At 65.8% G+C, this 25,921-nt stretch carries 26 protein-coding genes; 11 read left to right on the forward strand and 15 right to left on the reverse strand.

The window, feature by feature from the left end; all coding sequences use genetic code 11:
- Window positions 1–2 precede the first annotated feature (2 nt).
- Window positions 3–785, forward strand: coding sequence for an alpha/beta fold hydrolase (locus tag ACO07I_RS25665; RefSeq protein WP_422012490.1), 783 nt, complete (start codon window positions 3–5; stop codon window positions 783–785).
- Window position 786: 1 nt separating this feature from the next.
- Here the strand turns inward: ACO07I_RS25665 and ACO07I_RS25670 are convergent, their stop codons facing one another.
- Window positions 787–1,983, reverse strand: coding sequence for a CaiB/BaiF CoA transferase family protein (locus ACO07I_RS25670; RefSeq protein WP_422012492.1), 1,197 nt, complete (start codon window positions 1,981–1,983; stop codon window positions 787–789).
- Window positions 1,984–2,002: 19 nt separating this feature from the next.
- The gene (locus tag ACO07I_RS25675) at window positions 2,003–2,791 is read right to left on the reverse strand and encodes an enoyl-CoA hydratase (protein ID WP_422012494.1); all 789 of its coding nucleotides are present in this window, start codon (window positions 2,789–2,791) and stop codon (window positions 2,003–2,005) included.
- 81 nt (window positions 2,792–2,872) lie between these two features.
- Between ACO07I_RS25675 and ACO07I_RS25680 the strand changes: the two genes are divergently transcribed.
- The 5 genes from ACO07I_RS25680 to ACO07I_RS25700 all read left to right on the forward strand — a co-directional run bounded on the left by ACO07I_RS25680 (window position 2,873) and on the right by ACO07I_RS25700 (window position 8,320).
- Complete coding sequence (locus tag ACO07I_RS25680) at window positions 2,873–3,940, forward strand: ABC transporter ATP-binding protein (RefSeq protein ID WP_422012496.1); 1,068 nt, start codon at window positions 2,873–2,875, stop codon at window positions 3,938–3,940.
- A 2-nt stretch (window positions 3,941–3,942) separates the two neighbouring features.
- The gene (locus ACO07I_RS25685; protein ID WP_422012498.1) at window positions 3,943–5,004 is read left to right on the forward strand and encodes an extracellular solute-binding protein; all 1,062 of its coding nucleotides are present in this window, start codon (window positions 3,943–3,945) and stop codon (window positions 5,002–5,004) included.
- A 3-nt stretch (window positions 5,005–5,007) separates the two neighbouring features.
- Complete coding sequence (locus ACO07I_RS25690; protein WP_422012500.1) at window positions 5,008–6,060, forward strand: ABC transporter substrate-binding protein; 1,053 nt, start codon at window positions 5,008–5,010, stop codon at window positions 6,058–6,060.
- Window positions 6,057–7,736 (forward strand): ABC transporter permease, encoded by a 1,680-nt coding sequence (locus tag ACO07I_RS25695; RefSeq protein ID WP_422012502.1) that lies wholly within the window; start codon window positions 6,057–6,059, stop codon window positions 7,734–7,736. Before ACO07I_RS25690 ends, ACO07I_RS25695 begins: the two co-directional genes overlap by 4 nt.
- 62 nt (window positions 7,737–7,798) lie before the next feature.
- Window positions 7,799–8,320, forward strand: coding sequence for an SH3 domain-containing protein (locus ACO07I_RS25700; RefSeq protein ID WP_422012504.1), 522 nt, complete (start codon window positions 7,799–7,801; stop codon window positions 8,318–8,320).
- Between the two features lie 25 nt (window positions 8,321–8,345).
- Here ACO07I_RS25700 and ACO07I_RS25705 read toward each other — a convergent pair whose 3' ends face one another.
- Window positions 8,346–9,317: an ABC transporter substrate-binding protein gene (locus ACO07I_RS25705; RefSeq protein WP_422012506.1), complete on the reverse strand. Its 972-nt coding sequence runs from the start codon at window positions 9,315–9,317 to the stop codon at window positions 8,346–8,348.
- 98 nt (window positions 9,318–9,415) lie between these two features.
- On the opposite strand from ACO07I_RS25705, the gene ACO07I_RS25710 reads away from it, so the two are divergent.
- Window positions 9,416–10,327, forward strand: a complete 912-nt coding sequence (locus tag ACO07I_RS25710) for a YihY/virulence factor BrkB family protein (protein ID WP_422012508.1) — start codon at window positions 9,416–9,418, stop codon at window positions 10,325–10,327.
- Here ACO07I_RS25710 and ACO07I_RS25715 read toward each other — a convergent pair whose 3' ends face one another.
- A complete protein-coding gene (locus ACO07I_RS25715; RefSeq protein ID WP_422012510.1) occupies window positions 10,328–10,570 on the reverse strand; it encodes an aa3-type cytochrome c oxidase subunit IV in 243 nt (80 codons plus the stop codon). It abuts the gene before it with no gap.
- Window positions 10,571–10,709: 139 nt separating this feature from the next.
- Here ACO07I_RS25715 and ACO07I_RS25720 point away from each other — a divergent pair, with 139 nt between their 5' ends.
- Complete coding sequence (locus ACO07I_RS25720; RefSeq protein ID WP_422012512.1) at window positions 10,710–11,228, forward strand: tetratricopeptide repeat protein; 519 nt, start codon at window positions 10,710–10,712, stop codon at window positions 11,226–11,228.
- 61 nt (window positions 11,229–11,289) lie between these two features.
- Window positions 11,290–12,684, forward strand: coding sequence for a M23 family metallopeptidase (locus ACO07I_RS25725; protein ID WP_422012514.1), 1,395 nt, complete (start codon window positions 11,290–11,292; stop codon window positions 12,682–12,684).
- A 162-nt stretch (window positions 12,685–12,846) separates the two neighbouring features.
- Here the strand turns inward: ACO07I_RS25725 and ACO07I_RS25730 are convergent, their stop codons facing one another.
- The 6 genes from ACO07I_RS25730 to ACO07I_RS25755 form a co-directional block, all read right to left on the reverse strand.
- Complete coding sequence (locus ACO07I_RS25730; protein WP_422018376.1) at window positions 12,847–16,413, reverse strand: autotransporter domain-containing protein; 3,567 nt, start codon at window positions 16,411–16,413, stop codon at window positions 12,847–12,849.
- Window positions 16,414–16,710: 297 nt separating this feature from the next.
- Complete coding sequence (locus ACO07I_RS25735) at window positions 16,711–17,436, reverse strand: hypothetical protein (protein WP_422012516.1); 726 nt, start codon at window positions 17,434–17,436, stop codon at window positions 16,711–16,713.
- A gap of 90 nt (window positions 17,437–17,526) precedes the next feature.
- Window positions 17,527–17,913, reverse strand: a complete 387-nt coding sequence (gene grrA / locus ACO07I_RS25740) for a GrrA/OscA1 family cyclophane-containing rSAM-modified RiPP (RefSeq protein WP_422012518.1) — start codon at window positions 17,911–17,913, stop codon at window positions 17,527–17,529.
- Between the two features lie 94 nt (window positions 17,914–18,007).
- Complete coding sequence (locus ACO07I_RS25745) at window positions 18,008–18,733, reverse strand: hypothetical protein (protein WP_422012520.1); 726 nt, start codon at window positions 18,731–18,733, stop codon at window positions 18,008–18,010.
- A complete protein-coding gene (gene grrM / locus ACO07I_RS25750) occupies window positions 18,730–19,941 on the reverse strand; it encodes a cyclophane-forming radical SAM/SPASM peptide maturase GrrM/OscB (RefSeq protein ID WP_422012522.1) in 1,212 nt (403 codons plus the stop codon). Before grrM ends, ACO07I_RS25745 begins: the two co-directional genes overlap by 4 nt.
- A gap of 297 nt (window positions 19,942–20,238) precedes the next feature.
- Complete coding sequence (locus ACO07I_RS25755) at window positions 20,239–20,751, reverse strand: hypothetical protein (protein WP_422012524.1); 513 nt, start codon at window positions 20,749–20,751, stop codon at window positions 20,239–20,241.
- 174 nt (window positions 20,752–20,925) lie between these two features.
- Here ACO07I_RS25755 and ACO07I_RS25760 point away from each other — a divergent pair, with 174 nt between their 5' ends.
- Entirely contained in the window at window positions 20,926–22,020 is a 1,095-nt protein-coding gene (locus ACO07I_RS25760) for a serine hydrolase domain-containing protein (RefSeq protein WP_422012526.1), read from the forward strand.
- A gap of 4 nt (window positions 22,021–22,024) precedes the next feature.
- Here the strand turns inward: ACO07I_RS25760 and ACO07I_RS25765 are convergent, their stop codons facing one another.
- From ACO07I_RS25765 to ACO07I_RS25780, 4 genes are all read right to left on the reverse strand, one after another.
- Complete coding sequence (locus ACO07I_RS25765) at window positions 22,025–22,306, reverse strand: hypothetical protein (protein ID WP_422012528.1); 282 nt, start codon at window positions 22,304–22,306, stop codon at window positions 22,025–22,027.
- A gap of 57 nt (window positions 22,307–22,363) precedes the next feature.
- The gene (locus ACO07I_RS25770; RefSeq protein WP_422012530.1) at window positions 22,364–22,834 is read right to left on the reverse strand and encodes an SRPBCC family protein; all 471 of its coding nucleotides are present in this window, start codon (window positions 22,832–22,834) and stop codon (window positions 22,364–22,366) included.
- 243 nt (window positions 22,835–23,077) lie between these two features.
- On the reverse strand, window positions 23,078–24,187 hold the full coding sequence (locus ACO07I_RS25775) for a hypothetical protein (RefSeq protein ID WP_422012532.1): 1,110 nt from the start codon (window positions 24,185–24,187) through the stop codon (window positions 23,078–23,080).
- A gap of 11 nt (window positions 24,188–24,198) precedes the next feature.
- Window positions 24,199–25,068 (reverse strand): hypothetical protein, encoded by an 870-nt coding sequence (locus tag ACO07I_RS25780; protein WP_422012534.1) that lies wholly within the window; start codon window positions 25,066–25,068, stop codon window positions 24,199–24,201.
- 236 nt (window positions 25,069–25,304) lie between these two features.
- On the opposite strand from ACO07I_RS25780, the gene ACO07I_RS25785 reads away from it, so the two are divergent.
- Complete coding sequence (locus tag ACO07I_RS25785; RefSeq protein ID WP_298314787.1) at window positions 25,305–25,652, forward strand: hypothetical protein; 348 nt, start codon at window positions 25,305–25,307, stop codon at window positions 25,650–25,652.
- 2 nt (window positions 25,653–25,654) lie between these two features.
- Here the strand turns inward: ACO07I_RS25785 and ACO07I_RS25790 are convergent, their stop codons facing one another.
- Entirely contained in the window at window positions 25,655–25,918 is a 264-nt protein-coding gene (locus tag ACO07I_RS25790; protein WP_422012536.1) for a hypothetical protein, read from the reverse strand.
- Window positions 25,919–25,921: the final 3 nt, after the last annotated feature.

Consider the following 25,921-nt stretch of genomic DNA (forward strand, 5'->3'; position numbering starts at 1 on the left):
ACGTGGAGCTGAAGACAATTTTGCTCGGACAGCGCCCGGCGCGAGTCTGGACCGGCGGCAGCGGTGAGGCAATCGTGCTGCTGCATGGCGGCTGGGCGGGCGCGGAAGCCTACTGGTCGACGGTGACCGACGACCTCGAACGCACGCATCTCGTCGTGGCGCCGGAACTGCCGCGGATCCACTCGCCCGAAGGCCTGCCGAGCTTCGGCGCCTATGCCTCTTGGCTCGCCGAGCTGCTGACCGCACTCGGTATCGAGCGTGCCACCCTGGTCGGCAACTCGTTGGGCGCGACGATCGCCTGGCGCTTCGCCGGCCAGTATCCCGAACGCTCCGCCGGCCTCGTGCTGGTGAACGGCTACCAGCCGCCGGGCTACTCGAAGATGTTGCGCTGGCTTGCGGGCGAAACGCCGATCCGTCGGTTGGCGCGCGGCAACCTGCAGCGCCTGCATTTCGGCCCCGAGGTCTTGCCGCTCGCCTTCCATGATCGAGCGAAAGTGCCGGCGGAGATCTTACGCACGCTCGACGGCTTCACCGCCGCCGACGCCGACCGCGTCGTCGACGTGTTGCTGTCCGGCGAGGAAGCCGCGCCGCCGCCCAAGGGATCGGTCCTGCTGATCTTCGGCGAAGCCGACCGCTCGCCGGTCCTCGACAAGCACGGCGCGCGGAAGATGCGGCTGTCGCTGGAGCAATCACGGTTGGTGACGATCCCGGAGGCAGGACACCTGCCGCAGATCGAGCGCCCGGCCGAATTCCTCCGGGCGCTTCGCGGGTTCCTGACGCGGTAGCTTAAACCGCGCCGCCCGACTTGAGGTCCGCAATCGCCTTCGCGTCGTAGCCCAAGCCGGTCAGCACTTCGTCCGTGTGTTGACCCAGATCCGGCGTCGGGTTGAGCGCCTTGGGCTGCGGGTAGTCCGAGAGGTTGATCGGCTGGCCAACCACCTTGATCTCGCCCAGCGCCGGATGGTTGACCGGGCGGGCGATGCCGAGGTGCTGGACCTGCGGTTCGGCGAAGGTCATGTCGATCGTGTTGATCGGGCCGCAGGGCACGCCCGCCTTGTTCAATGACTCGATCCAGTGGGCGCTGGTGTTGGTCTTCGTCACCTCGGCGAGACGCTCGTTCAGCGCCTTGCGGTTCTGTGAGCGGAGCGCCGGCGTGGCGTGCTCGGGATGGTCGATTAGCGCCTGGGCGCCCAGCGCCAGCGCGGCGCGCTTCCACATCTTGTCGCCGGCGGCGGCGATGTTGATGTAGCCGTCGCTGGTCGGGAAGACGCCGGTCGGGATGCTGGTCGGATGGTCGTTGCCGGCCTGCTTCGCGACCTCGCCCTTCATCAGCCAGCGCGAGGCCTGGAAGTCGAGCATGAAGATCTGCGCCTCGATCAGCGAGGTGTGAACCCACTGGCCCTTGCCGGTGCGCTCGCGTGTGTAGAGCGCCAGCATGATCGCCTGGGCGAGCAGCAGACCCGACGTCAGGTCGGCGATGGGAATGCCCACGCGCATCGGGCCGCGACCCGGTTCGCCAGTGATCGACATGAGTCCGCCCATGCCCTGGGCGATCTGGTCGACGCCGGGGCGCGCGGCGTCGGGGCCGCTCTGGCCGAAGCCCGCGATCGAGCCGTAGATGATCCGCGGGTTGATCTTCGCCACCGTGTCGTAGTCGACCTTCAGGCGATGCTTCACGTCGGAGCGGTAGTTCTCGACGATGACGTCGGCCTTGGCCGCGAGCTTCATGAAGATCGCATGGCCCTCGGCGCTCTTGAGGTTGAGCGTCATCGACTTCTTGTTGCGGTGCAGGTTCTGGAAGTCGAAGCCGTGGCGCGCACCGCCCATCGAATCGTTGTTCTTGCCGCCTTCGGAGGGCGGCGGCGGCGGTTCGATCTTGATGACATGCGCGCCCCAGTCGGCGAGCTGGCGGACGGCGGTCGGCCCCGCGCGATGGGCGGTGAGGTCGAGGACGGTGAGGTGGGAGAGGGGGAGGGCGGTCATCGGCTTTTCCTCTCGTTGCCTAGCGGCCCTTGAAGGCTGGCTTGCGCTTTTCCATGAAAGCGCGGCGGCCTTCCTTGAAGTCCTCGCTGTCGAAGCAGGCTTCGGCCATCCGGTCGAGCTTGGCGTGGTCCTGCTTTGATTCGGGCTTGGCGATCTCGCGCGCCGCCGCCTTGGCGAGCGCGATCGTGAGCGGCGCGTTCTGTGCGATGGCGCCGGTGATGCCGTCGACCATGGCGTCCAAGTCGGCATCGGCGGCGACGCCGTGCACCAGGCCCATGTCATAGGCCTCCTTCGAGGAATACTGCTTGGCGGTGAACAGGAACTCCATGGCGCGCGGCAGGCCCACGATGCGCGAGAAGCGCTCGATGCGCAGGAAGCCGTAGCCGAGGCCGAGCTTGGCGGCCGGCACACCGAAGCGCGCGCCCTCGTTGCAGTAGCGCAGGTCGCAGCAGGCCGCGAGATTCATGCCGCCGCCGATGCAGTAGCCGGTGATCTTGGCGATGGTCGGCTTGGGGAAATCGTAGAGCGCTTCGTAGCCTTCCTTGGAGATGGCGTCGTAGCGGACCTGCGCTTCGGCGTTGGCGCGTTCGCTTTCGAACTTCGAGATGTCGGCACCGGAGACGAACGCCTTGCCGCCCGAGCCGCTGACGACGAGGCAGCGGATCTCGGGATCCTGGGCGAAGTCCTTCAGGATGCTGACGAAGCCGTCCCACATGTCGAGCGAGACCGCATTGAGCTTCGCCGGGTTGTTGAAGACGACGTGGCCGACGGCGCCCTCGCGGCGACCGATGATTTTCTGTTCCTGCATACCGGCAATCCTTCCAATGAGGCGGCGAATATAGCCTGCGTCAGCCAATTTGAATAAGGTGAGAACCAACAGGGAGGAACCGTGGCCTCAGTAGAACTGAAGGGCCTTTCCAAGCACTACGGTGCCGCCGTCGCTGTCGACGACGTCTCGCTGCGCGTGGAGCATGGCCAGCTCGTCTGCCTGCTGGGTCCGTCCGGGTGTGGAAAGACCACGACCCTGCGATTGATCGCCGGCTTCATCGAGCCTTCGACTGGCGAAATCGAGGTGGGCGGCAAGGTCCTGTCCTCGCCTTCGCGCACGGTGCCGCCCGAAGGCCGCAAGATGTCGATGATCTTCCAGAGCTACGCGCTGTGGCCGCACATGACGGTGGCCGAGAACGTGGCGTATGGGCTCAAGATCCGGAAGCTCGATCGCGCGACGATCGATGCCAAGCTCAAGGCCATCCTCTCGACCGCGCGCCTCGAGGCGCTGGCCGAGCGCTACCCCGGCGAGCTGTCCGGCGGCCAGCAGCAGCGTGTGTCGCTGGCGCGCGCGCTTGTGGTGGAACCCGAGACCCTGTTGCTCGACGAGCCTTTGTCCAACCTCGACGCCAATCTTCGCGAGGAGATGCGTTTCGAGATCCGCCGTCTGCATGACCAGTATCGCTACACGACGGTCTATGTGACCCACGACCAGGCCGAGGCCATGACCACGGCCGACCTGATCGCGGTGATGAACAAGGGCAGGGTCGAGCAGCTCGGCCCGCCTGAAGAGATCTACGCGCGCCCGCGCTCGGAGTTCGTGGCGCGCTTCATCGGCGGCTCGAACGTGCTCGCGGCGAATGCCCTCGACGGGAGCCGTGTTTCGGTCGCCGGCGGCGTGCTGCGCACGACGGGGCGAAAGCTGGTCGCCGGCCGGCCGGTTGCCGTCTCCGTCCGCCAACACGAGATCGGCATCGAGCTCGAGGTGCCGCCGTCGGGGAAGGAGAATCACCTGCACGGCGTGGTGACGCGACAGGTCTTCCTGGGCGCCACGCGCGACTACACGGTCACGCTCGACGACAAGACCGAGCTGCGCGTGACGGCGCCGCCGGGGCGCAACATCCCGGTCGGCCAGGCGGTCTGGCTGCATCTGCCGGCGGAACAATGCCGGGCTTTGGCGGAGGAATGACCATGACGAGGAAGCTGACGCGACGCCGTGTGCTTACCGCTTCGACGGCGATGGCCGCCGGTTCGTTCATCACGCCGGTGCGCGCGGCGCCACCGGAGCCGACCAGGATCACGCCGGCGCTGATCGAGGCCGCCCGCAAGGAGGGTAAGTTCTCCTGGTACACGTCGGTAGACCTGACCCTGGGCGAGAAGGTCGCCAAGGCCTTCGAGGCGAAATATCCTGGCATCATCATGAAGGTCGAGCGTTCGGGCGCGGAGCGCAATTTCCAGCGCATCGGCCAGGAGTTCCAGAACAAGATCTACAACTGCGACGTGGTGAACAGCACCGACGCCGCGCACTTCATCGTGTGGAAGCGCGCGAAGATGCTGGCGCCCTTCGTGCCCGAAGACGTGGCGCAGTTCTTTCCCGCCGTGCACAAGGACCCCGACGGCATGTACGCCTCGTGGCGCATCACGCTCTCGCCGATCGCCTACAATACCAAGCTGGTGAAGGCCGAGGATGCGCCGAAATCCTATGCCGACCTGCTCGATCCCAAGTGGATCGGCAAGATCGTCAAAGCGCATCCGGGTTACAGCGGCACCATCATGACGGCGACGCAGCAGCTGAGCCGTGACCTCGGCTGGTCGTGGTTCGAGAAGCTCTCCAAGCAGAAGGTCATGCAGGTCCAGTCGGCGACCGAACCGCCGAAGAAGATCGCGCAGGGCGAGCGCGCCGTCATGGCCGATGGCGGCGAATACGTCGTCGAAGACCTGAAGACGCGCGGTGAGCCGGTCGAGCTGGTCTATGCGACCGAGGGCACGCCGCTCATCACCGGACCGTCCGCCGTCATGGCCGCTGCTCCCAATCCCAACGCGGCGCGGCTGTTCCAAGCCTGGTCGATGACACGCGAGGCGCAGCAGCTCAACATCGATGTCGGTGCGCTGCGCTCGGCGCATTCCCAGGCCGTGGACCGCGCCGACATGAAGAAGTTCTCCGACATCAAGACATTGAAGGAAGAGGCGAGCGTCGTGGCCGACCAGGCGGACGCAATCAAGGCCCAGTACGTCAAGTTCTTCAAGGTGTAGCCCATGCGCCGTCGTCAATTCGTTGCCGCCGCCGCGGCCTCCACCATCCTCGCGCCGCTCGGCGCGCGGGTCCTGTCCGCCGCACCGCCGCCGCAAGCCATCACGCCGGACCTGCTGGAGGCGGCGAAGAAGGAAGGCAAGGTCACCTATTACACGGCGATGGATCTCTCGGTCGCCGAGCCGATGGCCAAGGCCTTCGAAGCGAAGTATCCCGGCATCAAGGTCGCCGTGGAACGCACCGGCGCGGAGCGGCTGTTCAACCGCATCGGCCAGGAAGTCGGCAGCAACATCCGCCGGGTCGACGTGGCCAACAGCTCCGATGCCGCACACTTCATCGTGTGGAAGCGGCAGGGCTGGCTCGAACCCTTCCTGACGCCCGACATGGCTGAGAATCTTCCGGCCGATCAGCGCGACGCCGACGCTGCCTTCGTCAACCAGCGCACGCACCTGTCGACCATCGCCTACAACACGAAGCTGGTGAAGCCCGAGGAGGCGCCCAAGGGTTTCGTCGATCTGCTCGATTCGAAGTATGCGGGCAAGCTGGTGAAGGGCCATCCGGGCTACTCCGGCACGATCATGACGGCGACCCAGCAGCTCGCGAAGGCTCTGGGGTGGGAGTATTTCGAGAAGCTCTCGAAGCAGAAGGTGCTGCAGGTCCAGTCGGCCACCGAACCACCCAAGCGCATCGAGGCCGGTGAGCGCGCCATCGCCGTCGATGGCAGCGACTATCTCTTCTGGATGGCCAAGGAGCGCGGCTCGCCGATCGAGGTCGTGCATGCTGTCGAGGGCACGCCGCAGATCTCAAATCCGATGGCGATCTTCAAGTCCTCGCCCAATCCCAATGCCGCGCGCCTGCTGGTCGGCTGGATCATGTCGCCCGAGGGCCAGGAGTTCATCGTCAACCTGAGCGGCCAGTATCCCGCCAACAAGCTGGTGAAGGCCAAGGCCGGGCGCCCGGCGCTGGCGTCGATCAAGACGTTGCCCGAGGATCCGGCCGAGGTCGAGAGGCAGGCGGACGAGATCAAGTCCCGCTACCAGCGCTACTTCAAGGTATGACCCGCAGCTTCGACCTGTCGCGGCCCGTTCTCGTCGCGGTCGCCGCCCTCCTGGCGGTGATGATCGTGCTGCCGGTCGGCTGGCTGCTCGTCGTGAGCCTCACGGGCAAGGATGGCGGCGTCACGCTGGCCAACTTCGTGGCGCTGTTCACCGATCCCACCTTCGTCGATCCGCTGATCACGACCTTGATCATCGCCAGCTCGGTGAGTGCGATCTGCTGCCTGGTCGCCGCGCCGCTCGGCTGGCTGGTGGCGCGCACCGACATGCCGCTGGCCCGCACGATTCGAACCCTGGTCATGGCCTCGCTGGTGACGCCGCCCTTCGTCGGGGCCATCGCCTGGGAAATGCTGGCGGCGCCCAACTCGGGACTGCTGAACCAGCTCTGGCGCCTGCTCAGCGGCATGCCGTCCGATGAGGCCCTGTTCGACATCTACAGTCTCACCGGGCTGATCTTCGTCATCTCCTGCTACACGTTCCCCTACGTCTTCATCCTGGTCGCCAATGCACTTGATCGCATGCCCGGCGAGCTGGAAGACGCGTCGTCCATGCTGGGGGCCAAGACCTGGCAGACCGCGCGGCTGATCACCGTACCGCTGGCGCTGCCGGTCCTCCTGGCCGGGGCGCTCGTCGCCTTCCTGCAGGCGCTGAACCTGTTCGGCTCGCCGGCGATCCTGGCCATCCCGGCAGGCTTCCACACGCTGACCACGCGCATCTGGAGCCTGTTCCAGTTTCCACCCAAGCCGGAACTCGCGGCGGCGGCATCGGTACCGCTGCTGGTGCTGACCGTGCTGCTGCTGCGAGCCCAGGCGATGGCGCTCGGCCGGCGCGGCTATGCGGTGCTGGGCGGGAAGTACGGTGCGCCGCGGCCCATCCGGCTGGGTTGGCTGCGCGTGCCGGCCGTGGCGCTGGCGCTGTTCGTCCTCGCCATGCCGCTCTTCCTGCCGTACGCGGCACTGTTCAACTCGGCCTTCTCGAGGGTCGCCTCGCGCATCGTCGGCCCCGAGACGATCACCCTGCACAACGTGAAGTTCACCTTCCTCGAGCTGAGTTCGACGATGCCGGCGCTCAAGAACACGTTCCTGCTGGCGACCGCTTCGGCCACCCTGGGCGCGCTGCTGGCGCTGATGATCGCCTACATCGTGGCGCGCAAGGCGGTGCGTGGCTATCGCGTGCTGGGCTTCCTCGCCACCGCGCCGCTCGCGATCCCGGGCATTGTCCTGGGCGTCGGCCTGTTCCTCGCCTATACGCGCCCGCCGCTCGCCCTCTATGGCACGCTGTGGATCCTGCTAATCGCCTTCGTGACGATCGAGCTGCCGGCAGCCTACCAGCAACTCGGCTCGGCCTTCCATGCCGTGCATCCCGAACTGGAAGAGGCGGGCCGTATGCTGGGTGCCACGCGCCTGCGCACCTTGGCCGACATCACCGCGCCGCTGCTGCGCTCGGCCGTGATCGCCACCTGGTGTTTCATTTTCGTCGCGACGATCCGCGAGCTCTCCGCCGCCGTGATCCTGTTCACCTCGGAGACGAAGGTGCTGTCGGTACTGATCTTCGACCTGAAGGAGAGCGGCGATGTCGGCGCCATCGCGGTCCTCAGCCTGACGATGGTGGCGATCACCACGGTCGTGGTCGCCGGCGCCAATCGTCTGCAGGGAAGAGCACAAACGCGGCCAATGTGATGCTCGGGTTGTCAAGCGGGTGACGTGGAGCGCCAATCGGGCGACAATGGCATGAACGACGCATGCCCATCCCGAAGGTCCTGAACCGGGGCGGGTGTTCCCTGAACATCTCCGGGAAGGAAAGCCCCCGAATGCTCTTCGCTCGCTATTTCCTGATTGTCCTCGTCGCCGGCATCTTCGCGCTGGATATGCCGCAGGCCGTTGCCCAGCAAATGGTCAGCGTGGCCCGCGAGGAAGTGAACCTGCGCTCCGGTCCGGGAACACGTCACTCCGCCGAGTGGGTGCTGGGCAGGGGCTTCCCCCTGAAGGTCGTCGGACGACGGGGCGAATGGCTGCAGGTACAGGATTTCGAGAACGACAAAGGCTGGGTTCTTCGCACGCTGACCGGCAAGACCCCGTATCACATCGTGAAGGTCAAGACCGCCAACGTGCGCAGCCAGCCGAGCACCTCGGGCCGCATCGTCGGCAAGGTCTCCTATGGCGACACGCTGAAGACCCTCGAGCGCCGGACGGGCTGGATCAAGGTTCAGCGCGACGGTGGGATTCGCGGCTGGATTTCCCGGCAGTTGCTCTGGGGCTGGTAGGACGTGCGCAGGTTAGCGGTCGTCCTCAATTGAAGATCGCCACCTCGTCGACCGTGATCGGTCTGGCGAGCAGGCCGAGCTGCTCGAGCGTCTTGATCGTGGCTTCCCAGCCTGCGCGGGTCTGTATGCCTGTGGGCGGGCCGGAGAGCTGCTGCGAGACCGTGGCGATGCTGCGGTCGACATAGCGCGGCGCCAGCCGCGGGAAGATGCGGGAGAAGTACAAAGCTGCATCTCCCGGCCGCTCCCGAACCATGTTGTACCCTTCCTGGACCGCCTCTTCGACCTTCCGCGCGATCTCGCGCCGGGCCGGATCGGCCCAGGCGGCATCGTTGACGATGAGGTTCAGGCTGTAGGCCCTCACACCGAAATCGGCCAGGCGGATCATCATTATATGGCGCCCCTCGGCAATCAGTTCCGAGGGCGCCATTTCGTCATAGTCGATCAGCGCATCGACCTTCTTCTCGACCAGGTCGTAGGCGCTCCAATTGACCGTTTTCTCCTGAATCTTGCCGCGATCGAGCCGGTTGGCGGCGATCAGTGCGCGAAACTCCTCGTTGGTGATGCTGCCGGGAACGAGCCCCAGCGTCTTGCCGTAGAGGTCGCGCGGATGGGCGATGCGGTCCTCGCCGCGCGTGTAGATCACCGTCGGCGTCTTGGCATAGTAGACGGCAAGGCTCTTGATGGGTTGCCCCTTAGAGCAAGCGATGGCGGTGGCAATGCCGCTCGATGAGCCAATCCAATATTGCTTCCCGGAACCGATCATCTCCGCCGATGAGATCGCGCCCTGCGTCTCGGCGAAGGTGACTTCCAGGCCGCGCCGCTCGAACGCGCCCATCTCGCGGGCGAGGAAAAATCCGGCGTAGGTCGGCAGGGCCTTCCAGTCGAGCAGGATCTCGACTTTCTGCGGGACGTCGGGCGGAGTCTGGGCCTGCGAGGAGAGGGAGGGCAGCAGGCTCAGGGCGGCGGCAAGGACCAAACGACGGCTGGCACGGGTCATGTCGATATCCTGGATCGGCGTCGGACGGAGAAGCGGCGCAACATGTCATAACCCTATCCCCGTAGTGGAGCGAATTTCCTCCGGCCGCGTTTTCGGCCGTGGAAACGTCACCCGTAGAAACTCCCTCCCTTTCCGGCCGCTTCCGGCGCCTCCTCACCGAGACCGTCGAAGGCTTCATCGCCGACGATGCCTTCAGCCGGGGAGCGGCCATTGCCTACTTCACGCTTTTCTCCCTGGCGCCCGTCTTGCTGCTCGTCATCGCCGTTGCGGGGCTGGCCTTTGGACAGGAGGCTGCGCAGGGGGCGGTGGTCGAGCAACTAAGCGGGCTGATGGGGCGTGAAACGGCGGAAGCGATGCAGGCCATGATCCGGAGCGCCAGCGATCGCATGACGGGTATCGTCGCGACGCTGATCGGCCTGTTCACCATCCTGCTGGCTGCCAGCGGCGTGTTTGGCGAAGTCCAGTCGGCCCTCAATGCGATCTGGAAGGCCAAGCCCAGGCGTTCGACCATGTCGCGGCTGATGCGCGCGCGGCTCGCCAGCTTTGGCCTGGTGGTCACGTTGGGATTCGTCCTGATGGTATCGCTGGCAATCAGTGCGGCACTGACCGCATTGGGGACGTTCCTCAAGCACACTTTTCCGGCCGCCGTGGTCGCGGTGCAGGTGGCGGATCTGGCCATTTCGGTCGCGCTCATCTCGAGCCTGTTCGCGATCATGTACAAGGTGCTGCCGGACACGCCGATACGCTGGCGCGACGTCGCGGTCGGCGCTCTGGCGGCCACGGGGCTGTTCGAGGGCGGCAAATATCTGATCGCCCTCTATATCGGCCAGTCCGACGTCGCCTCGAGCTTCGGCGCGGCCGGGGCCTTGATCGTCCTGCTGCTGTGGATCTTCTATTCGGCCCAGATCTTTCTGCTGGGCGCCGAATTCACGCGTGCCTGGACGCAAGTCTACGGGGCGCGTTGCCCTGCGCCGCCATCGCAGGCCGACCAAGGGGCGCGGCCTGTTTAGCTAGCTCGAGATCGCGAATCCCACGATCAGAGCAAGGGTGCCGCCGAGGCCCAGTATGACGGCGAAGAATGGCAGATGCCCCACGAAGCCCAGGGCCATGCAGGCCAGCACCAGGATGATGTGAAGCACGGCGAAAAGCACCAGCTTGCTGAAGCCTTCGTAAGTCTGCTCGTGGGCGCGCGATTCTTCCGATTGCGGGTTGCCCGGCGGGACAGCGTTGAGATTGGGACCGGCGGTAGCCATCAAGAGTCTCCCATCGATTTCACCTCGGCAGCCAACGCCTCGGGTTCCCCCGCGTTGCTGCAAATGCGGCTCCTGGCTTTTCCAGAGTGTGCGCCGGCGGACTTGTCGAACCAGAGAGGCGTCGGCATATCATGGCGCCATGAAAACGCTCCTGGCCGCGCTTCTCCTCCTTGTCGTCTCGGTGCTGTCGGCGCCGTCCATGGCCCAGTCCTTCGAAGAACAGATGCGCCAGGCGGCGGGCGCCTACGAGCGCAAGGACATGGCAACCGCCGTGCGGATCTGGAAGGTGTGGGCTGCCAAGGGCGATGCCGAGGCGCAGACGCTGCTGGGCGCGATGTATTGGAGCGGCGAGGGCGTTCCGCGCAATCTGAATGAAGCCGCGCGCCTCTATCTTGCCGCTGCCAAGCAGGGATATGCCCGCGCCCAGAACAATATCGGTTTCATGCTGGGCTTCGGGGAAGGTGTTCCGCCGCGGGACGATGTCGAAGCCTACAAGTGGATCAAGCTTTCGACCGACCGCTACACGGCCAAGAATCAGGACCGGCTCGATCAGGCCAGAAAGGACCTTGCTACCCTTTCTGCGCGCATGACCCCTGCGCAAATCACCGAGGCGGAAAGGCGAGTCCGGGCATGGAAACCGGTCCCGCAAATGAGGTAAGGTCGGAGACCACGCGGTGGTCACGAGCGATGCCCCGACGTCGGCCCTAAGAAAGGACTGAATGAATCGACCCTCGGTCGCCGCGGCTTTCGCCGCCTCATTGCTTTTCGGCGGCACGTCCCAGGGCGTGGCGCGCGATCTGCCGTGGGCGACCACCGACGCCGGCCTCCAGGATCATCTGTCCTTCGTTCAATTGGCCTCGGTGAACGGCCTGCTGGCGCGCAGTCTGTTCATCGAAGTCGAGCTGGAAGAGATCCAGCCGATCATCCCCCTGGCGGATCCCGTACCACCGCCTGTGAGCACGGGCCCGGTGAGCGAAGCGATCCTGGCCTATGGGCTCGTTGAGGCGGATCGACTTCTGGGCGATGGCCAGGACGATGCCCGACAGCAGGCCTATCTCCCATTCCAGCGCCGCATCGGCGTTGCGGGCGTGATCTCCGGCGGCTCGTTCGAGGCCTCGGCCGCAGCGGCGGGGGTGCCGGCCCCGGCCCTGATCGAGGCGCTACTGGCGCTCGAGACGTCGGTGGATCTCAAGAAGGAGATGCGTGACGGCGACCGGTTCTATGTCCGCTACGAGCAGACTTTCACCCAGGCGGGCGCGCCGCTGGATACCGGCCACGTCCTTTGGATGGAGTTGCGCACGCCCAAGGGCGTGATGGCGATCCATCGTTTCCGGACGCGCGACAACACCGAGCGCTTCTGGATGGCGAGCGGCCAGGCGGCGACGCCGCCTTCGTTCCGGCTGCCCCTCGATACCGTATCCATCTCGTCGGGATTCGGCCTGCGCGCCGATCCCTTCGACCAGCCGCCGTCCTATGGCGGCAAGCCGCAGGGCGCCGGGGGGCCGAAGCTCGCGAAGCCCCTGCCGCCGGGCCTGCCGACGGGAGGCGCCACCGACATGCCGCGGGCGGGCGTCGGCGTGGGTGGCGCATCGTCTTCCGGGCAGTCGGCGTATGGCAGTTCCTCCTATGGCGGGTTCCGGGCGCCGCCGGCCTATGCATTGTCGGCGCGGCCTTCGTCCCGGTCGCTGTTCATGCATGAGGGCGTCGATCTGGTGGCGTCGACAGGTACGCCCGTCGTGGCAGCCGCCGATGGTATCGTCATTGGGGCGGCGCCGAACGGCCGCTATGGCAATTGGATCCGCCTCGAGCATGGCGGCAAGTTGGCGACCGTCTACGGCCACCTCTCCGGCTTCGCGAGCGGCCTGCAGCCGGGCATGGTGGTGTCGCGCGGCGACGTGATCGGTTACGTCGGCAGCACGGGGCGTTCGACCGGCGCCCATCTGCATTTCGAGCTCCAGGTCGACGGCAAGCCGGTCAATCCCATCACCCATCCCGAGTTGAAGCGCGCCCAGCTGCGAGGCGCCGACCTCGAACGGTTCCGCAAGCAAGTGGCGGCGAGCCTCACCGAACGCGACCTCGAGGCGATGCCAGCCGCCGTTTCCGTCGACGACTGAGCCTTTGCCCGCTGCGAGGGCTTCGTCGCGAAAGCCTCCTCGGGAGCAGGCAACGCCCAGCGCGAACCACGCACCCACGCCGGACACGAAGCCGGGCCGAGCAATTGCTAGAGCAACGTGACGGGGGCGATGATGATGATGACCGCCGCGCCCGCCGCACGACTACCAGGTCATGCGGAATCCGGCGGTGAGGGCCTGGTTGGAATCCTGGCTGGAGATGTTGCCTTCGTACCGGAAGTAGAGGGAGGTGGCGTCGGCGATCGCGGTGCTGGCGGAGAGGCCCAGCACGACGCTGTCGCGTTGCGGCGCGGCGCCGTAGGTCGTGAACGGCAGGGCGGGCGCGCCGACGAAGGAGGCGGTGACGGGCCGCGCCGTGTCGGCATATTCGTGGCCCCAACCGAGCTTGACCGTCATCGCGAGCTTGTCGCGCCAGCCGAGATCCAGGGCGCCGCCGAGCTGGGCGCCGAGCACGCTGCGCAGCGAGTTGGTGGTCTGCGCGGCGACCGAGAGGTCGAGCGCGCCCGCGCCCGATTCGCTGAAGGCGCTCTGCGTGGCCGTTGCGCCCTGCAGGCGCGCGAACGGCGTGATGTAGGCATCCGCGCGTCCGCCGATGTCGAAGCGGTAGCCCGCCTCGAGCTGGCCGAAGAACAGGTTGGCGCCGGTGCGGCCGTTGGCGGTGCGCGACAGGCCGGGGATGGTGATCTGCCGCTGCATCTGGTTGTCGGAATAGGCGTAGGCCGCCAGAGCGTCGACATAGACGGCGGTCTTGGCGTAGCTGGCATAGAGGCCGGCCTGGAAGGTGTCGGAGAGGCCGCGGCCGGAGAAGCCGCCGACCCACTGGCTGCCGCTGGTGAAGCCGGCGGTGACGCCGACCAGCAGCTCGTCCGTGACGCGGCGGTCGAGGCCGGCGGCGAAACCGCCGAGATTGTAGGTGAGCGTGCCGGCATTGGCGTTGCCGCCGACGACGCCGAAGCCGCCCAGCGCGCCGCCCCAGGCGCCCCAGCGCGCCGGCTCGCTCGTGTCGCAGGCAACGTCGCAGGCCTCGGCCAGGGCCACGCGATTGCCGCCGCCCGACGTGCCGCCCACCGTGTTGGCGAAATTGGTCATGAAGATCTGGGTGGTGGCGATGCCGGCCGAGGAGAAGGCGGAATAGTTCTGGCCGCTGATCGTGTTCATGGCCGCGACGCCCTGCTGGGCATTCATCGTCGAGAAGGCGCCCAGCACCGTGGCGAAGTCGCCGGTGGCGCCGATGGCGCCGGCATCCAGCGCCGCGCCGACGGCGGCCTGGTTGGGCGTCTGGGCCTGGCGGGCGAAGCCGCCGATCTGAAGCGCGAGATAGACGTTGTTGGCGTCGTAGCTGAGGCTCGGCAGGAGGAACGGCAGGCTGCTGGCGACCGACGAATAGGTGCCGGTGACGCCACCGGTGGCGCTCAGGATCGTATAGGTGGTGCGGGGCGCATAGGGGCCGCTGGAGGACGGTGCCACGAAGATATTGCTGCCGGCCGCGATCGTAGCGGTGCCCGGGGCGCCGCCCACGGCGATGAGGTCGCTCTGACCCTGGGCGTTGGTCTCGACCAGATAGGAGCTGCCGGCGGCCTGCGTGTAGCTGCCGTTGACCGCGAGAGTGCCGATGGAGTTGCCGGGCGCGACAGTTCCATTGTTGGCGACCGTGCCGGTGAAGGTGCCTGACCCGCCCAGATACCCGCTATTGGTGATGTCACCCGTGAATGTTCCGTTGTTGACGAAGGCCGAGCCCGGCCCGTTCTCGAATCTTCCGGACAACTGATGGAAGGCGCCGTTGTTCGTTACCCCGCCCAGAATTTCGCCGGCATTCTCGATGGTGCCGTTGTTCACAAGGCTGGAATTGACGGATTGGAAGGTGCCCTGATTGGTCAGCGTTGCTCCCGCTGCGACCTTGTAGCCGCCCGAGCTCACGAAGCTGGCGCCTGCGCGAATATCCAGATTGCCGGTCATGCTGCCGGACAGGGCCAGTGTTCCTTCTTCCACCTTCGTACCACCGCCATAGCTGTTGGTGCCTCCCAAGATCAGCAGGCCGCTGCCACGCTTGGTGAGACCGCCAGGTCCCGTGATGTCGTTGCTCCACATGTCCACGGCGTTGAAGCCGCCGAGCGACGCGTCGAGGGTGGCGGTTACGTTGGAATCGAAGGCACCGTAGCCACCGGCCGCCTTGAAGAGATTGAGGCGAGCCCAGCCCGTGCCGTCGTCGAGAGGGCCGCCGGACGGCAACTCGGTGGTCTTCAGTACCTCGCGGATTTGGTTGTGAGCGAGATAGGGAAAGCGCGTTGTGAGCAGCAATTCGGCACCAGCCGGAACCACTCCTGGCATATTCGTGGCCCCCACCGGCGGCAGGCCATAGGTCGCTTGCGCCTCATAGGCCTGGTTTGATGCGGCGAACTGCGCGGCGCTCGGAATGACGCCGCCGCTCATGCAGCTGGCCACGTTTGCGGCACAAGCCGCGTATGGTACGGTGGCAACCGAGCCGACCTGATGCTGAAGTATCGCGGCCAGTTGCGAGACGTACGTCTGGAAGTCCGAGTAGGCGGGAACGCCGGCGAAGGTGGGAATGTCTGCCGCCGACAGGGCGTAGTTGCCCGACAGCAGCTGCGTCATCGTGTAATAGGCGAGCATCCGCCCCCCGATGATGTCCAGCGTGTGATGGACCCCCAGGACGTTGCGGCTCAATCCGAACTGCTGACCCGAAACCATCAGGCTTTGGTAGGCCTGCGGAAACATGATTGCATGCAGGAGTGCTGTCGTATTTCCGTAGGTTGAGTGGCCGCTGGGGAAGGCGCCCGAGGTCTGATTTTCGACCCACTGTTCGGATTGGCTGGACATAACGCTCGCGGAGGCCTGGTTCGGTTGCCAAAGCGAGATCGCTGTCGACAGCTGATAGGGACGCGGGTCCGGCTGGCAGGGCGGCGCGCCGCAGGGTGGCAGGGAGTAGGGCGTTGTGTTCGCCGGATCCGAGTAAGGAAAGTAGATGGCATACGCGGTGAAGGCGTCCTTGAGCGGGCCGACCATCTGCACGCCGGCAATACTCCCGCCCCCGACAAAACTCGGGGGAGTGCTGCCTGGAGGCACGGTGTAGTAGCCTTGAAGAAGTTGTGTGATCGCGCTGATGGTCGGAGACGTCGTTTGCTCGCTTGACCAAGCGTTGACGTCCCTCGCAAGCGTGCCCGACAGCGTATCTGCAAGCGCCGCCGACATCTTGAGCTGGGGAAATGCGCCCAGCGAAGAGTGAATCGGGCTGCCGGGTGAGATTTGCTGCCAGACGTTGTACTGGGCAGTCGGATTGTAACTGTCGGTGTTGCCGTTCCACGAGCTGACGACCGATTGGGAATTCTGAGCGGCTTGAGCACGCTGTGCCGGTGTGGCGTTGTTATAGATGCTGACGACCGTGGCGAGGTCGGCCTTCAGTGCGCTCTGCCCCGCTTGCGTCGTGGGCAGTCCCTGAAAGTTCTGCAGAAGAGTATATTGGTCATTGGCCATGTTGCATTGGGTGACCGAGAGCCCGGTACAATTCACCTGCGCTTCGGCGGGCCATACCCAAAGCAACGCCAGCGTTCCGAAGACAAAGGCCACCCACTTCAGACGAGCGTCCGGCATCGTGCTGCCGCGCGGTTGAAGCGGCCTGCGATCGTGCCCCCGTTCGCCACGGCGCCATTGTTTCGGCATGGACCGGCCAACGGCGGAGCCCTTCGTCCACATGATGAGAGCGTGGCCCGTCAGGGTGCGAAAGATGGTCTTTGGAATCACGTGCTTGTCTCCAAGGGAGAAAAGCTAAACGGACAACCCAAGAGTCGACAAGGCGGCTGCTCACCGAAATGGGTCAGCTGGCGCTTCTCAAACCTACAAGCCGCCGAGGGCTAACGCGCGTCGCCTGCAATGGGGGGGGTGATTGCCCCGGCATGTGCATTGTCACGACAATCAATCGTGCCGGTCGAGGAGTCTGGCCGACTCCTCGCCGAAGGTCGCCGCTCCGGCGCGGCATACCGATGTCTTGCCTCAGTCCCAGGCGGCGTCGACGATCTGTCCGGCTTCGGAGAGGACGAGGGTGAGGCGGTTGGGTTCGTACTCGTAGCTGGGGATGCCGTCGGTCGGTCGGACGATGCGCAGCGGGTAGGGCAGGTCTTCTTCCTTCACGACATTGCCGGCGGCCTGGCCCGCGGGGGCGGCGGCACCCTTGGCCTGGAAGTACTTGCCCAGGCACTTGGCGCAGTCTTCCTTGGGCGGCGCGACTTCAGCGAAGCCCGGCAGGGTCTTGAGCGAGACGGCATTGTAGCCGGAGCGGACACGGATGCCCTTGTAGGGATGTCCCTTGGCGATCGGCAGGATGGCCTCGACCTGCATGAAGGGGCCGAGGGGGGCCATGTCCGACGGCGCACTGGCCTGGAAGATGAGGTCGAGCATGCCGTCGATGCCTTCGCCGCGGGTGATCGGCAGGAGGTGCGGCTCGCCCCAGGCGTTGGAAGTGACGAGGCCGCGGGCGCGGACGATGTCCATGCCGCCGGTCTTTTCGGAGCGGATCAGCTCGACGCTGGTGACGAACATCACCGGGAAGGGCCGAGTGCCTTCGGGCCCCGGCGCGCCACCGCCCGGCGTCGGCCCGGCATCCTTGGGCGTGGAGGGGGCCGCCTGGGGCGCCGGCTGCTGCGCCTGGGCGGCGAGGCCGCCCAGCATCGCGCCGGCGGCGACGAGGGAGGCGAAGGTGAAGAGCTTCTTGCGGGTCATGGCATTCTCGAAGATTGTGCGGCGCTCTCGCCGCTCGGGACGGGCAGGGCGTGGACTGACGGTGGAATCGCTTGCCTCAAGCGGCACGGCTCACCAGTTGTGCCAGCCGTTTCCCCAGCCATTGTGCCAGCCGTTTCCCCAGCCGCCGTTGCCCCAGCCGCCGTTATGCCAGCCGTTGCCCCAGCCGCCGTTGCGCCAGCCCCAGCCGCGGTGCCAGCCATTGCCCCACCAGGCGAGCGTCTGCTCGCGATCGATGGCCACGAAGGGCTCACCATCCTTGCGGTACTGCTCGATCGCGCTGGAGACATCGGTCCGGATCGACTGCAGACGGTCAGCGACCGAAGATTTGTTGGACTCTTCGGGAGCCGCGACGGCGGTTGCGGATGCATCGGCCGCCGCGAGGCTCACCGAAAGACCCAGCGCGCCCGACGGCAGGAGCTGCGCCAGCGTGCGAAGTGTACGTCGATCCTGTGACATCTCGTTCTCCCTCAATCGGGCCGCAGCCTGCGCAAGCCCCTACAAATTGGCAATCGAAAGTTGGATGAAGTTCGTCTGAAGACTTGAAATCTCCTCAGTCCCAGGCGGCGTCGACGATCTGTCCGGCTTCGGAGAGGACGAGGGTGAGGCGGTTGGGTTCGTACTCGTAGCTGGGGATGCCGTCGGTCGGTCGGACGATGCGCAGCGGGTAGGGCAGGTCTTCTTCCTTCACGACATTGCCGGCGGCCTGGCCCGCGGGGGCGGCGGCACCCTTGGCCTGGAAGTACTTGCCCAGGCACTTGGCGCAGTCTTCCTTGGGCGGCGCGACTTCAGCGAAGCCCGGCAGGGTCTTCAGCGAGACGGCATTGTAGCCGGAGCGGACGCGGATGCCCTTGTAGGGGTGTCCCTTGGCGATCGGCAGGATGGCCTCGACCTGCATGAAGGGGCCGAGGGGCGCCATGTCGGTGGGGGCGCTGGCCTGGAAGATGAGGTCGAGCATGCCGTCGATGCCTTCGCCGCGGGTGATCGGCAGGAGGTGCGGCTCGCCCCAGGCGTTGGAGGTGACGAGGCCGCGGGCGCGGACGATGTCCATGCCGCCGGTCTTTTCGGAGCGGATCAGCTCGACGCTGGTGACGAACATCACCGGGAAGGGCCGGGTGCCTTCGGGCCCCGGCGCGCCACCGCCCGGCGTCGGCCCGGCATCCTTGGGCGTGGAGGGGGCCGCCTGGGGCGCCGGCTGCTGCGCCTGGGCGGCGAGGCCGCCCAGCATCGCGCCGGCGGCGACGAGGGAGGCGAAGGTGAAGAGCTTCTTGCGGGTCATGGCATCCTCGAAGATTGTGCGGCGCTCTCGCCGCTCGGGATAGGCGAAGGCGAAAGGTCGGACTGCGGCGCGCTCACGGTCTCACGCCGCGCGAGGCGGTCATAGGCTTCGAGAATGACGTCCGTCGGGACCATCTGCGTCAGCGTGCAGTACGAGGTCTCGGTGCCTGTAAAGCTGCCGTTCTCGAACAGCTTGTTGACCGGTGCGCCGCCGCCGCACACAGAGAAGTACTCGCAGGAGCGGCGGCACGCCTCCACGCCAGCGGTGATGTCGCGGTAAAGCGGCGACTCGAGGCAGTTGTCTCGGATCTCCTGCAGCGACTGGAAATTGATGTTGCCCAGGAGATAGTCGCGATAGTCCGGGTTCTTCAGGCCGAGGAGTTCGGGCGAGAAGCTCGATACGTTGCCGTGGCTGTCGACGTTCAGCATCGCCAGGGGCTCGACCTGGATGTTTCGCGCCGGCACGCCCTCGGGACGGAACATGCGCGGCAGCGCGAGGTCGATCTCGCGCACGAATCGGACGCGACCGCTCTGGCGGGCCAGGTGCCAGAAACGCCGTAGAAACCTGGCATAGCGCTGCCGTAGTTCGGGGCCGTGGAAAAGGCTCGAAACGTGCTCGCCTTCCGACTCCTCCACGTTGAAGCAGATCTGGTCGATGCCCTCCGACAGGTAGAACTCGAGCAGCTCCTCCGGCTGGTCGAGGCTTGTATGCGACAGGACCGAGATCACGTGGAAGTCCACGTCGTTGTCGCGCAAGCAGCGGATGCCGGCGATCGTCCTGTCGAACGTCCCTTTGCCGCTGCGGCTCTTGCGATGGAGATCGTGCAGTTCGCGCGGCCCGTCGAGACTGACGCCGACGCCGACCTGCCACTCCTTGAAGAGGTCGCACCACTCCCGGTCGATCAAAGTACCGTTGGTCTGGAACGAATGCTTCACTTGCACCGATGCGGGCCGCATCCGTTCGATCGTCGCGAAGGCTTCGCGATAAAACGAGACCGGCACCACGAGCGGCTCGCCTGCGTGCCAGATCACGGTGATCTCGCCGCAGGCCCAACCCGATGCGAAGATCTGCTGGAAGAGGCGGGTCACGGTGGATTGAGCGATGACGTGCTTGTTGGAGCGATCGGGAAGATAGCAATAGGTGCAGGCGATGTTGCAGAAGGCCGTCGGCTGCACGACCACCATCCCGATTTCAGGCGTGGCGGACATCGTCACTGCCGTTCGATCACCCGCCATTGCCCCGCCACCCTCGCGCCATCTACTCGTGAGGAGCCGACGTTAGGCAGACCCGCAATCCGTTCGCAAACCAAAAAGAGCTAGCGACGCGAAACTTGGACTCGATCCCTCTTGAACGCCGCAGACCACACCCCATATGCAGTTCGTTCCAGCGGTCAGATTGATCGCGAACACCGCCGGGGTGAGCCACGGATGTAATGGTGACCGGTCGGCGGACGCTAGCCCCGCGCCTGAAATGGCGGCGGGGCTTTCTCTTTTTTGAGATCTCCCTCAGTGGAGCAGCGGTGCGCCTGCGCCCGCCTGGTTCGAATAGCGGCTGAACGCCTGGGATTCGAGCCAGACGTGATGAAACGCCGTCGCTGAGCCGAGCTGGCGTTGTGCCTTGCCGATCTCGAAGCCCAGTCCGCGGAGAAGGTCGATCGTCCGGTCCTCGCGTGCGTCGATATGCTGTTCCAGGCGGGGAAATTGATCCAGCATCTCGGCAAAGACGAGACGGCACAGCATTGAAAACTCCCGTGACTCGCCCTCGAAGGCGGCGACCGACATCATCCAGAGATAGCCCACCTCGGGATTGTCGAGCCGCGGGGTAACGCCCCAGAGGGCGCTCGTCGCGCCGTCGCTGAGGCGTCGCGCCGCCCAGATCTGGGCACTGAAGGCACACGCCTCCACCAGTCGCCGGCTGGGCTCCTTCTCCGGCCAGTCCGCGGCAGCGGGCTCATCCTCCAACAGCGAGGCCACGTAGGCTACATCCGCCGACGTGGCTGGCAGGACCTGATAACGCATGGACCTCTCCGTGGTCTGTCCTGACTCAACGATGTCGCCGCGGAAGGTTGCAGATCGGATCTCCAGCTTCTCGGTTCGGGTCGCACCGCGAGCGAGGGAGATGCTAGCGTCGTAGGGGTGACACCCATCTCCCTCGATCGCCGCCCCTTTCTTTCCTTGCTGGGAGCAATGCTCATGGCGCCGCTGAAATCGTCCGCTCAATCTGCAGCCTGGCAGATGCAATCCCCGCAGTCGGCGGGCTTCGCGCCGGACCTGTCATCGAGGCTCGACGCCCTGATTGCCGAGAAGCGTGCCTGGAACCTGCACAGTGTCCTGGTCGCGCGAGGCGGCAAGCTGGTGCTGGAGCGCTACTTCAATGGCGCGGACTGGCGGCGCGGCCAGGCGCTCGGCCTCGTGAATTTCGGTCCCGAAACTCTTCACGATCTGCGCTCCGTCTCGAAGAGCATCGTGGGGTTGCTCTACGGGATAGCTCTGGACCAGCGGAAGGTGCCGCCGCTGGAGGTGCCCCTGTTCGAGGCATTCCCCGCCTATGCCGACCTCGCAGCCGATCCCGCCCGCGCCAAATGGACGGTCCAGCATGTCCTCACCATGACGATGGGCACCGACTGGGACGAGTTGGGCGTTCCCTACACCGACCCGACCAACAGCGAGATCGAGATGGATCGCGCACCTGATCGGTATCGCTACGTACTCGGCCGGCCGGTCGTCTTCGAGCCCGGTAAACGCTGGGTCTACAGCGGCGGAGCCACGGCCCTCCTAGGCCGGATGATTGCGCAGGGAACGGGCAGGAGCCTGCATGCTTTCGCGCGGGAAACATTGTTCGATCCATTGGGCATGGGACCGAGCGAGTGGCTGACCGACGAGCAGGGTAACGAGTTCGCCGCCTCGGGCCTGCGTCTGCTGCCGCGCGATCTCCTGAAGGTCGGCCAATTGGTGCTGCAGCACGGCGAGATCGGTGGAAGGCGGATCGTGCCCGGCGAATGGATTGAGCGGGCTACGACCTCCTATGTCAGCTGCGACGAGGTCCGCCGCTATGGCTACCAATGGTACATGGGAGACATGGCGTTCACCGTGCCCGCCGGCCCGCGCTGGAACAGAAACCGCCTGGAGCACTATCGGGGCGCCTATGGAAATGGCGGGCAGCGGCTGTGGGTGTTCCCCGGCCTCGATCTCGTCGTCGCGGTCGCGGCGGGCAACTACGACACACCGGACCAGTGGGTTCCGTCCCTGCGGGTGCTGCGCGAGGCCGTGCTGGCGAGCGTGCTGTAAGACCTCAGCGGGTCCCCGCTGGCGGGGCTTGGCGGGTCGTGTCCGAGCCGACGCCCGGCTGACCGGCGCTGGGCGCGCCGGGCGTGGCAGGCGCGGGCGTGACCGGCGTGCCAGCGCTTGCCGGCGGGGGGGAGGTCGGAGACGGCGGCACGGTCGGTGAGGTACCGGCGGGGGCCGGCGACGTCGAGGCGCCACCGGCGCTCGAACCCGGTCCACCCGTTTGGGCGTGGACGGTGGTGGCGATCACGCCGCAGACGGCGATGGCGACGAAGGTCTTTCTGATCATGCGATCCTCCGGAGGTTTGCGATTCAACCCCCGGAGAACGTTCGCGTTGCGGCGAGATCAGATCGTCGCCGCCAGCGCGGCGAGCTGGTCGGTGCAGAGGCCCCAGCCGGCGTGGAACCCCATTTTTTCGTGCGCATCGCGGTCCTCGACCGTCCAATGGCGGACGCGTGCGGTGTACAGGGTTTTACCGTCCTGCTGATTGAAAGTGAGGATCACGGTCATGAAGGGCTTTGCCGAGGGCTGCCACGCCTCGGTGAACGCATCGGTGGCAACCAGCCGCTCGTTGGGCACGACTTCGAGATAGACGCCCCGGTTCGGCATATCCTGGCCGTCCGGGCCGCGCATGACGATCAGGCTGGAGCCGCCCAGCCGCACATCGACCTCGACGACGGGAGTTTCATAGGGCTTGGGGGCGAACCACTGCTTCAGCAACGCAGGTTCGGTCCAGCAGCGATAGACGTTTTCGCGCGGCGCGTCGATCAGGCGCGAGAGGACGAGCTCGCGGTCGTTGGCGGGGGCGGTGTTCATTTTCCGGCTCCTGTCGAGAGGTGGTTCTGCCCCAAGGACGAAGCAGGCCGAACCCTCCCGACAGGGGAGGGGCGCATTTTCCCGCAGTGTTTGAAAAAGGCCTCCTGAAACCCCAGCGGGCAATATTGTTTCGTGGCCACTCGCCGCGAGCGCAAAATGCCGGGGTGCGACACTCGCTTCGTTTGTTTCGTTTATTGCGTTTATTTCGTTTATTCCCCCAGCTCCGACGTTTCCACCGACCGGCTAAGGCGCGGTGAAGGTTCCGGGAGTCACGCCGCCATAGTCATGGCTGACACGGCCGTTCCAGCCGAAGCCGACGTAGCCGCCGGCCGCGTCGTAGAGATAGTCGAACCCCTCCAGGAACATGCGCCCGGTATTCACGAACACCGTGGCGTCGCGCACGACTTCGACCCGCTCGGGATGGAGCGGGTTGCCGCGCCGTCCGACCCTGAACTCGTAGAATGCAGGCTGCGGCCGCTGGCGATCGGGCATGAAGAGTTCGATGCGCGTGCCGTCGGGTGCGTGGCGGCCGTGCTCCAGGCGCGTGCCGGCCGGCGGGGAGAGGAACATGTAGTTGATGCCGGTATCCATCAGCATCGTGCCGCGGCCCGTGACACCGTCCACCGATACCGTCATGGGCGCGCCGTTCCAGTCCGGCACGCCAGCTGCGTGCGGCTTGGGCATCAGCTTCACGAAGGCCATGTGGCGGGTGAGGGCGGGCGTCATGCCGAGATGAACACCGGTGCGCGTGATGACATAGCCAGGCCGCACCGAACTCACCGGCTGGCCGGAGGCCAGCGCCACCAGACTGACGAAGGGATTCTTCGGCGACTTGTTGTCGGCGGTGGCCTGCGCCGAACCGCGGTCGAAGCCGACGCCCATGAACGCGACGTTGCGCGGCTCGGCCTCCGGCCGGCAATCGCGCGCCTGTTCGAGGCAGGTGATCCGGTCGACGCGCAGCACCTGCACGCGCGCCGTGGCGACCGGCGTATGTTCGTCGCGACGGATGACGACGTTCGTCATCCAGTGCTCGCCGTTCAGCACGCGGCCGCTGCTGTTGTAGACGAGTCGGCCGGGGCCCTGCGAGACGTCGCCCGGTCCGGGGATGAAATGCTCGGCGGAGACCACGATGCCGGTGGAGCCGGTATCCATGCCGAACCAGCGCGGCCGGGCGCCGTTCAGGCTGAGCCAGACCATCGGAACGTGATGCAGGGAGATCGGGCCATTGGCGAAGGGGATCTCGATCGCTTCGTGCCCTTCATAGCCGCGCCAGGTTTCCTGCGCCCGGGAGGCGGCCACTGAAGACAGCAAGAGCGCGAAGGCAGCGGCAAGAATCTTGAGTCGACGCGTCATTACAATTCTCTTCAGTCGGGGAGATCGAAATCCTGGCCCTTGGCCGTGAGGCCGACCTTCGAGAACCAGTCCGGTCCGAGAATGCCGAGCGGCTTGCCGGTGCACTTGAGGCTGGCAACGGTCTTGCCGTCGCGTTCGACGGTGACGCCGGCTTTTTCGCGCGTTTCCCCGCGTGGCCCCCAATTGCCGATGCCGGAATAGACGACAAAGGCAATGTTCTTCGTCGAGACCCGCAGCCACGCCGCCCCGCCGCCGGCGAGAGGGAACGATTCGCCGCTGGCTGCCTGAGGCGGTGGGACTTGGGCTGCCGGCAGGGTGAGGTCCAGCGGCTCGCCCGAATCGGGTTTGCCGGTCCGGTATTGCAGGTACCCCCTGTTCGGGGTGGCATCCTTCGAAGCGCAGACCGACACGAGCTTGGTCGGGCTGGTACGGCACGAAAATACGATCGTCTCGCTCGGCGTACAGAAAGAGGTTTGCGCGCTCTTGGCCGGCGAGGGGGCAGCAGGCGCAGGAGCCGGCGCGGCGAGCGGTGCGGGCTTGGCGGAGGCGATCAGGACGACGGTCTCGCTTCTCTTGCAGTCGGGATTGCCCTGGCACGAGGCCGCCATGACGCGCGCGGTCTTGTAGGTCAGTGCCAGACGCTTGCCCTTGAGGGATTTCTCCAGGCTACAGAGATCGAAATCCGCAAGCTCTTCGAACGTGGCGCCGCGATCGTCCTTCAGGGTGATGTAGCAAGCGGTGTCGCCATTCTGGAAGGCCGTCGGCGTTCCGAAAGCGCGCTTCTTCTCGCTTCCGATCGTGACGGTGTCCTGCGCTGCGGCAGGGAGGGCCGACAGGAGCAGAAGCCCAAGAAAACCTGAACGAACGAGAGAAGGCGACAAGCGGAACTCCGGGGCTGAAGCAGATGCCGAAGTCTTAGACGATGGGGAGAGGAATGTCGCGCGAGCTACGCAAAAGACCCGCTCCGACAGAGCCGGGCGGGCCTTACGAACTCACCGGTACATCCGCGGCTCAGTTCGTGCTGCATCACAAACGACAATCGACGCAATTGGTTGCCCCACCGGAAGGAGCCGCCCGATGGATGCAACTATTGCACTGCACACATCGTTGAGCCCTCATGAATGACAGCACGACTTTGGAGGACATCAGTCCCTACCTTGTTCTGGGTCAGGCGGACGATGGCGGTCAGCCGATCGTCGAAACCGCCCGGGACCTGCATGATCTGATCGTTACCTTCTCGCCGCACGGTCACTATTCCGTCCGCACGGTGGAGGACGAATGCGGTCCTGCCATTCATTGCGCGTTCGAGCGCAAGATAGACGCCGACCGCTTGGCAGCCGCCGTGGGTGCCATAGAGATCGCCCGCTACGAGAGCTATCGCAGCGAGCGCGCTTTCTTCTTGGACGAGAAGGTGTCCCGGACTATCCGTCGCGCTCTCGAACGGCGTCGCAACGCCGGCAACTGACTTCAGAGAATTCCGAACAGGCGCGCCACGCGCTGCACGGCGCCCCAGGCGGGGTCGAGCGTAGCGAAGGTGCGGGCCATTTCGTTCGCGTCGTTGAGCAGCGCCTTGAGCTTCACGTCGCTCGGCTCGTCCTTTTCTGCCTCGAGGCGCGCCTCTTCGAAGAGTGCGCGCAGTTCGCGCATCTCTTCTGTGTAGTCCGCATCGATCGCCTTCACCGAATCGGCGAGGGCGGCGGCGAGGGTGGGATCGGTCTTGTTCTCGGTCATGAC

This window comes from Reyranella sp., assembly GCF_965227665.1.
GTDB lineage: Bacteria > Pseudomonadota > Alphaproteobacteria > Reyranellales > Reyranellaceae > Reyranella.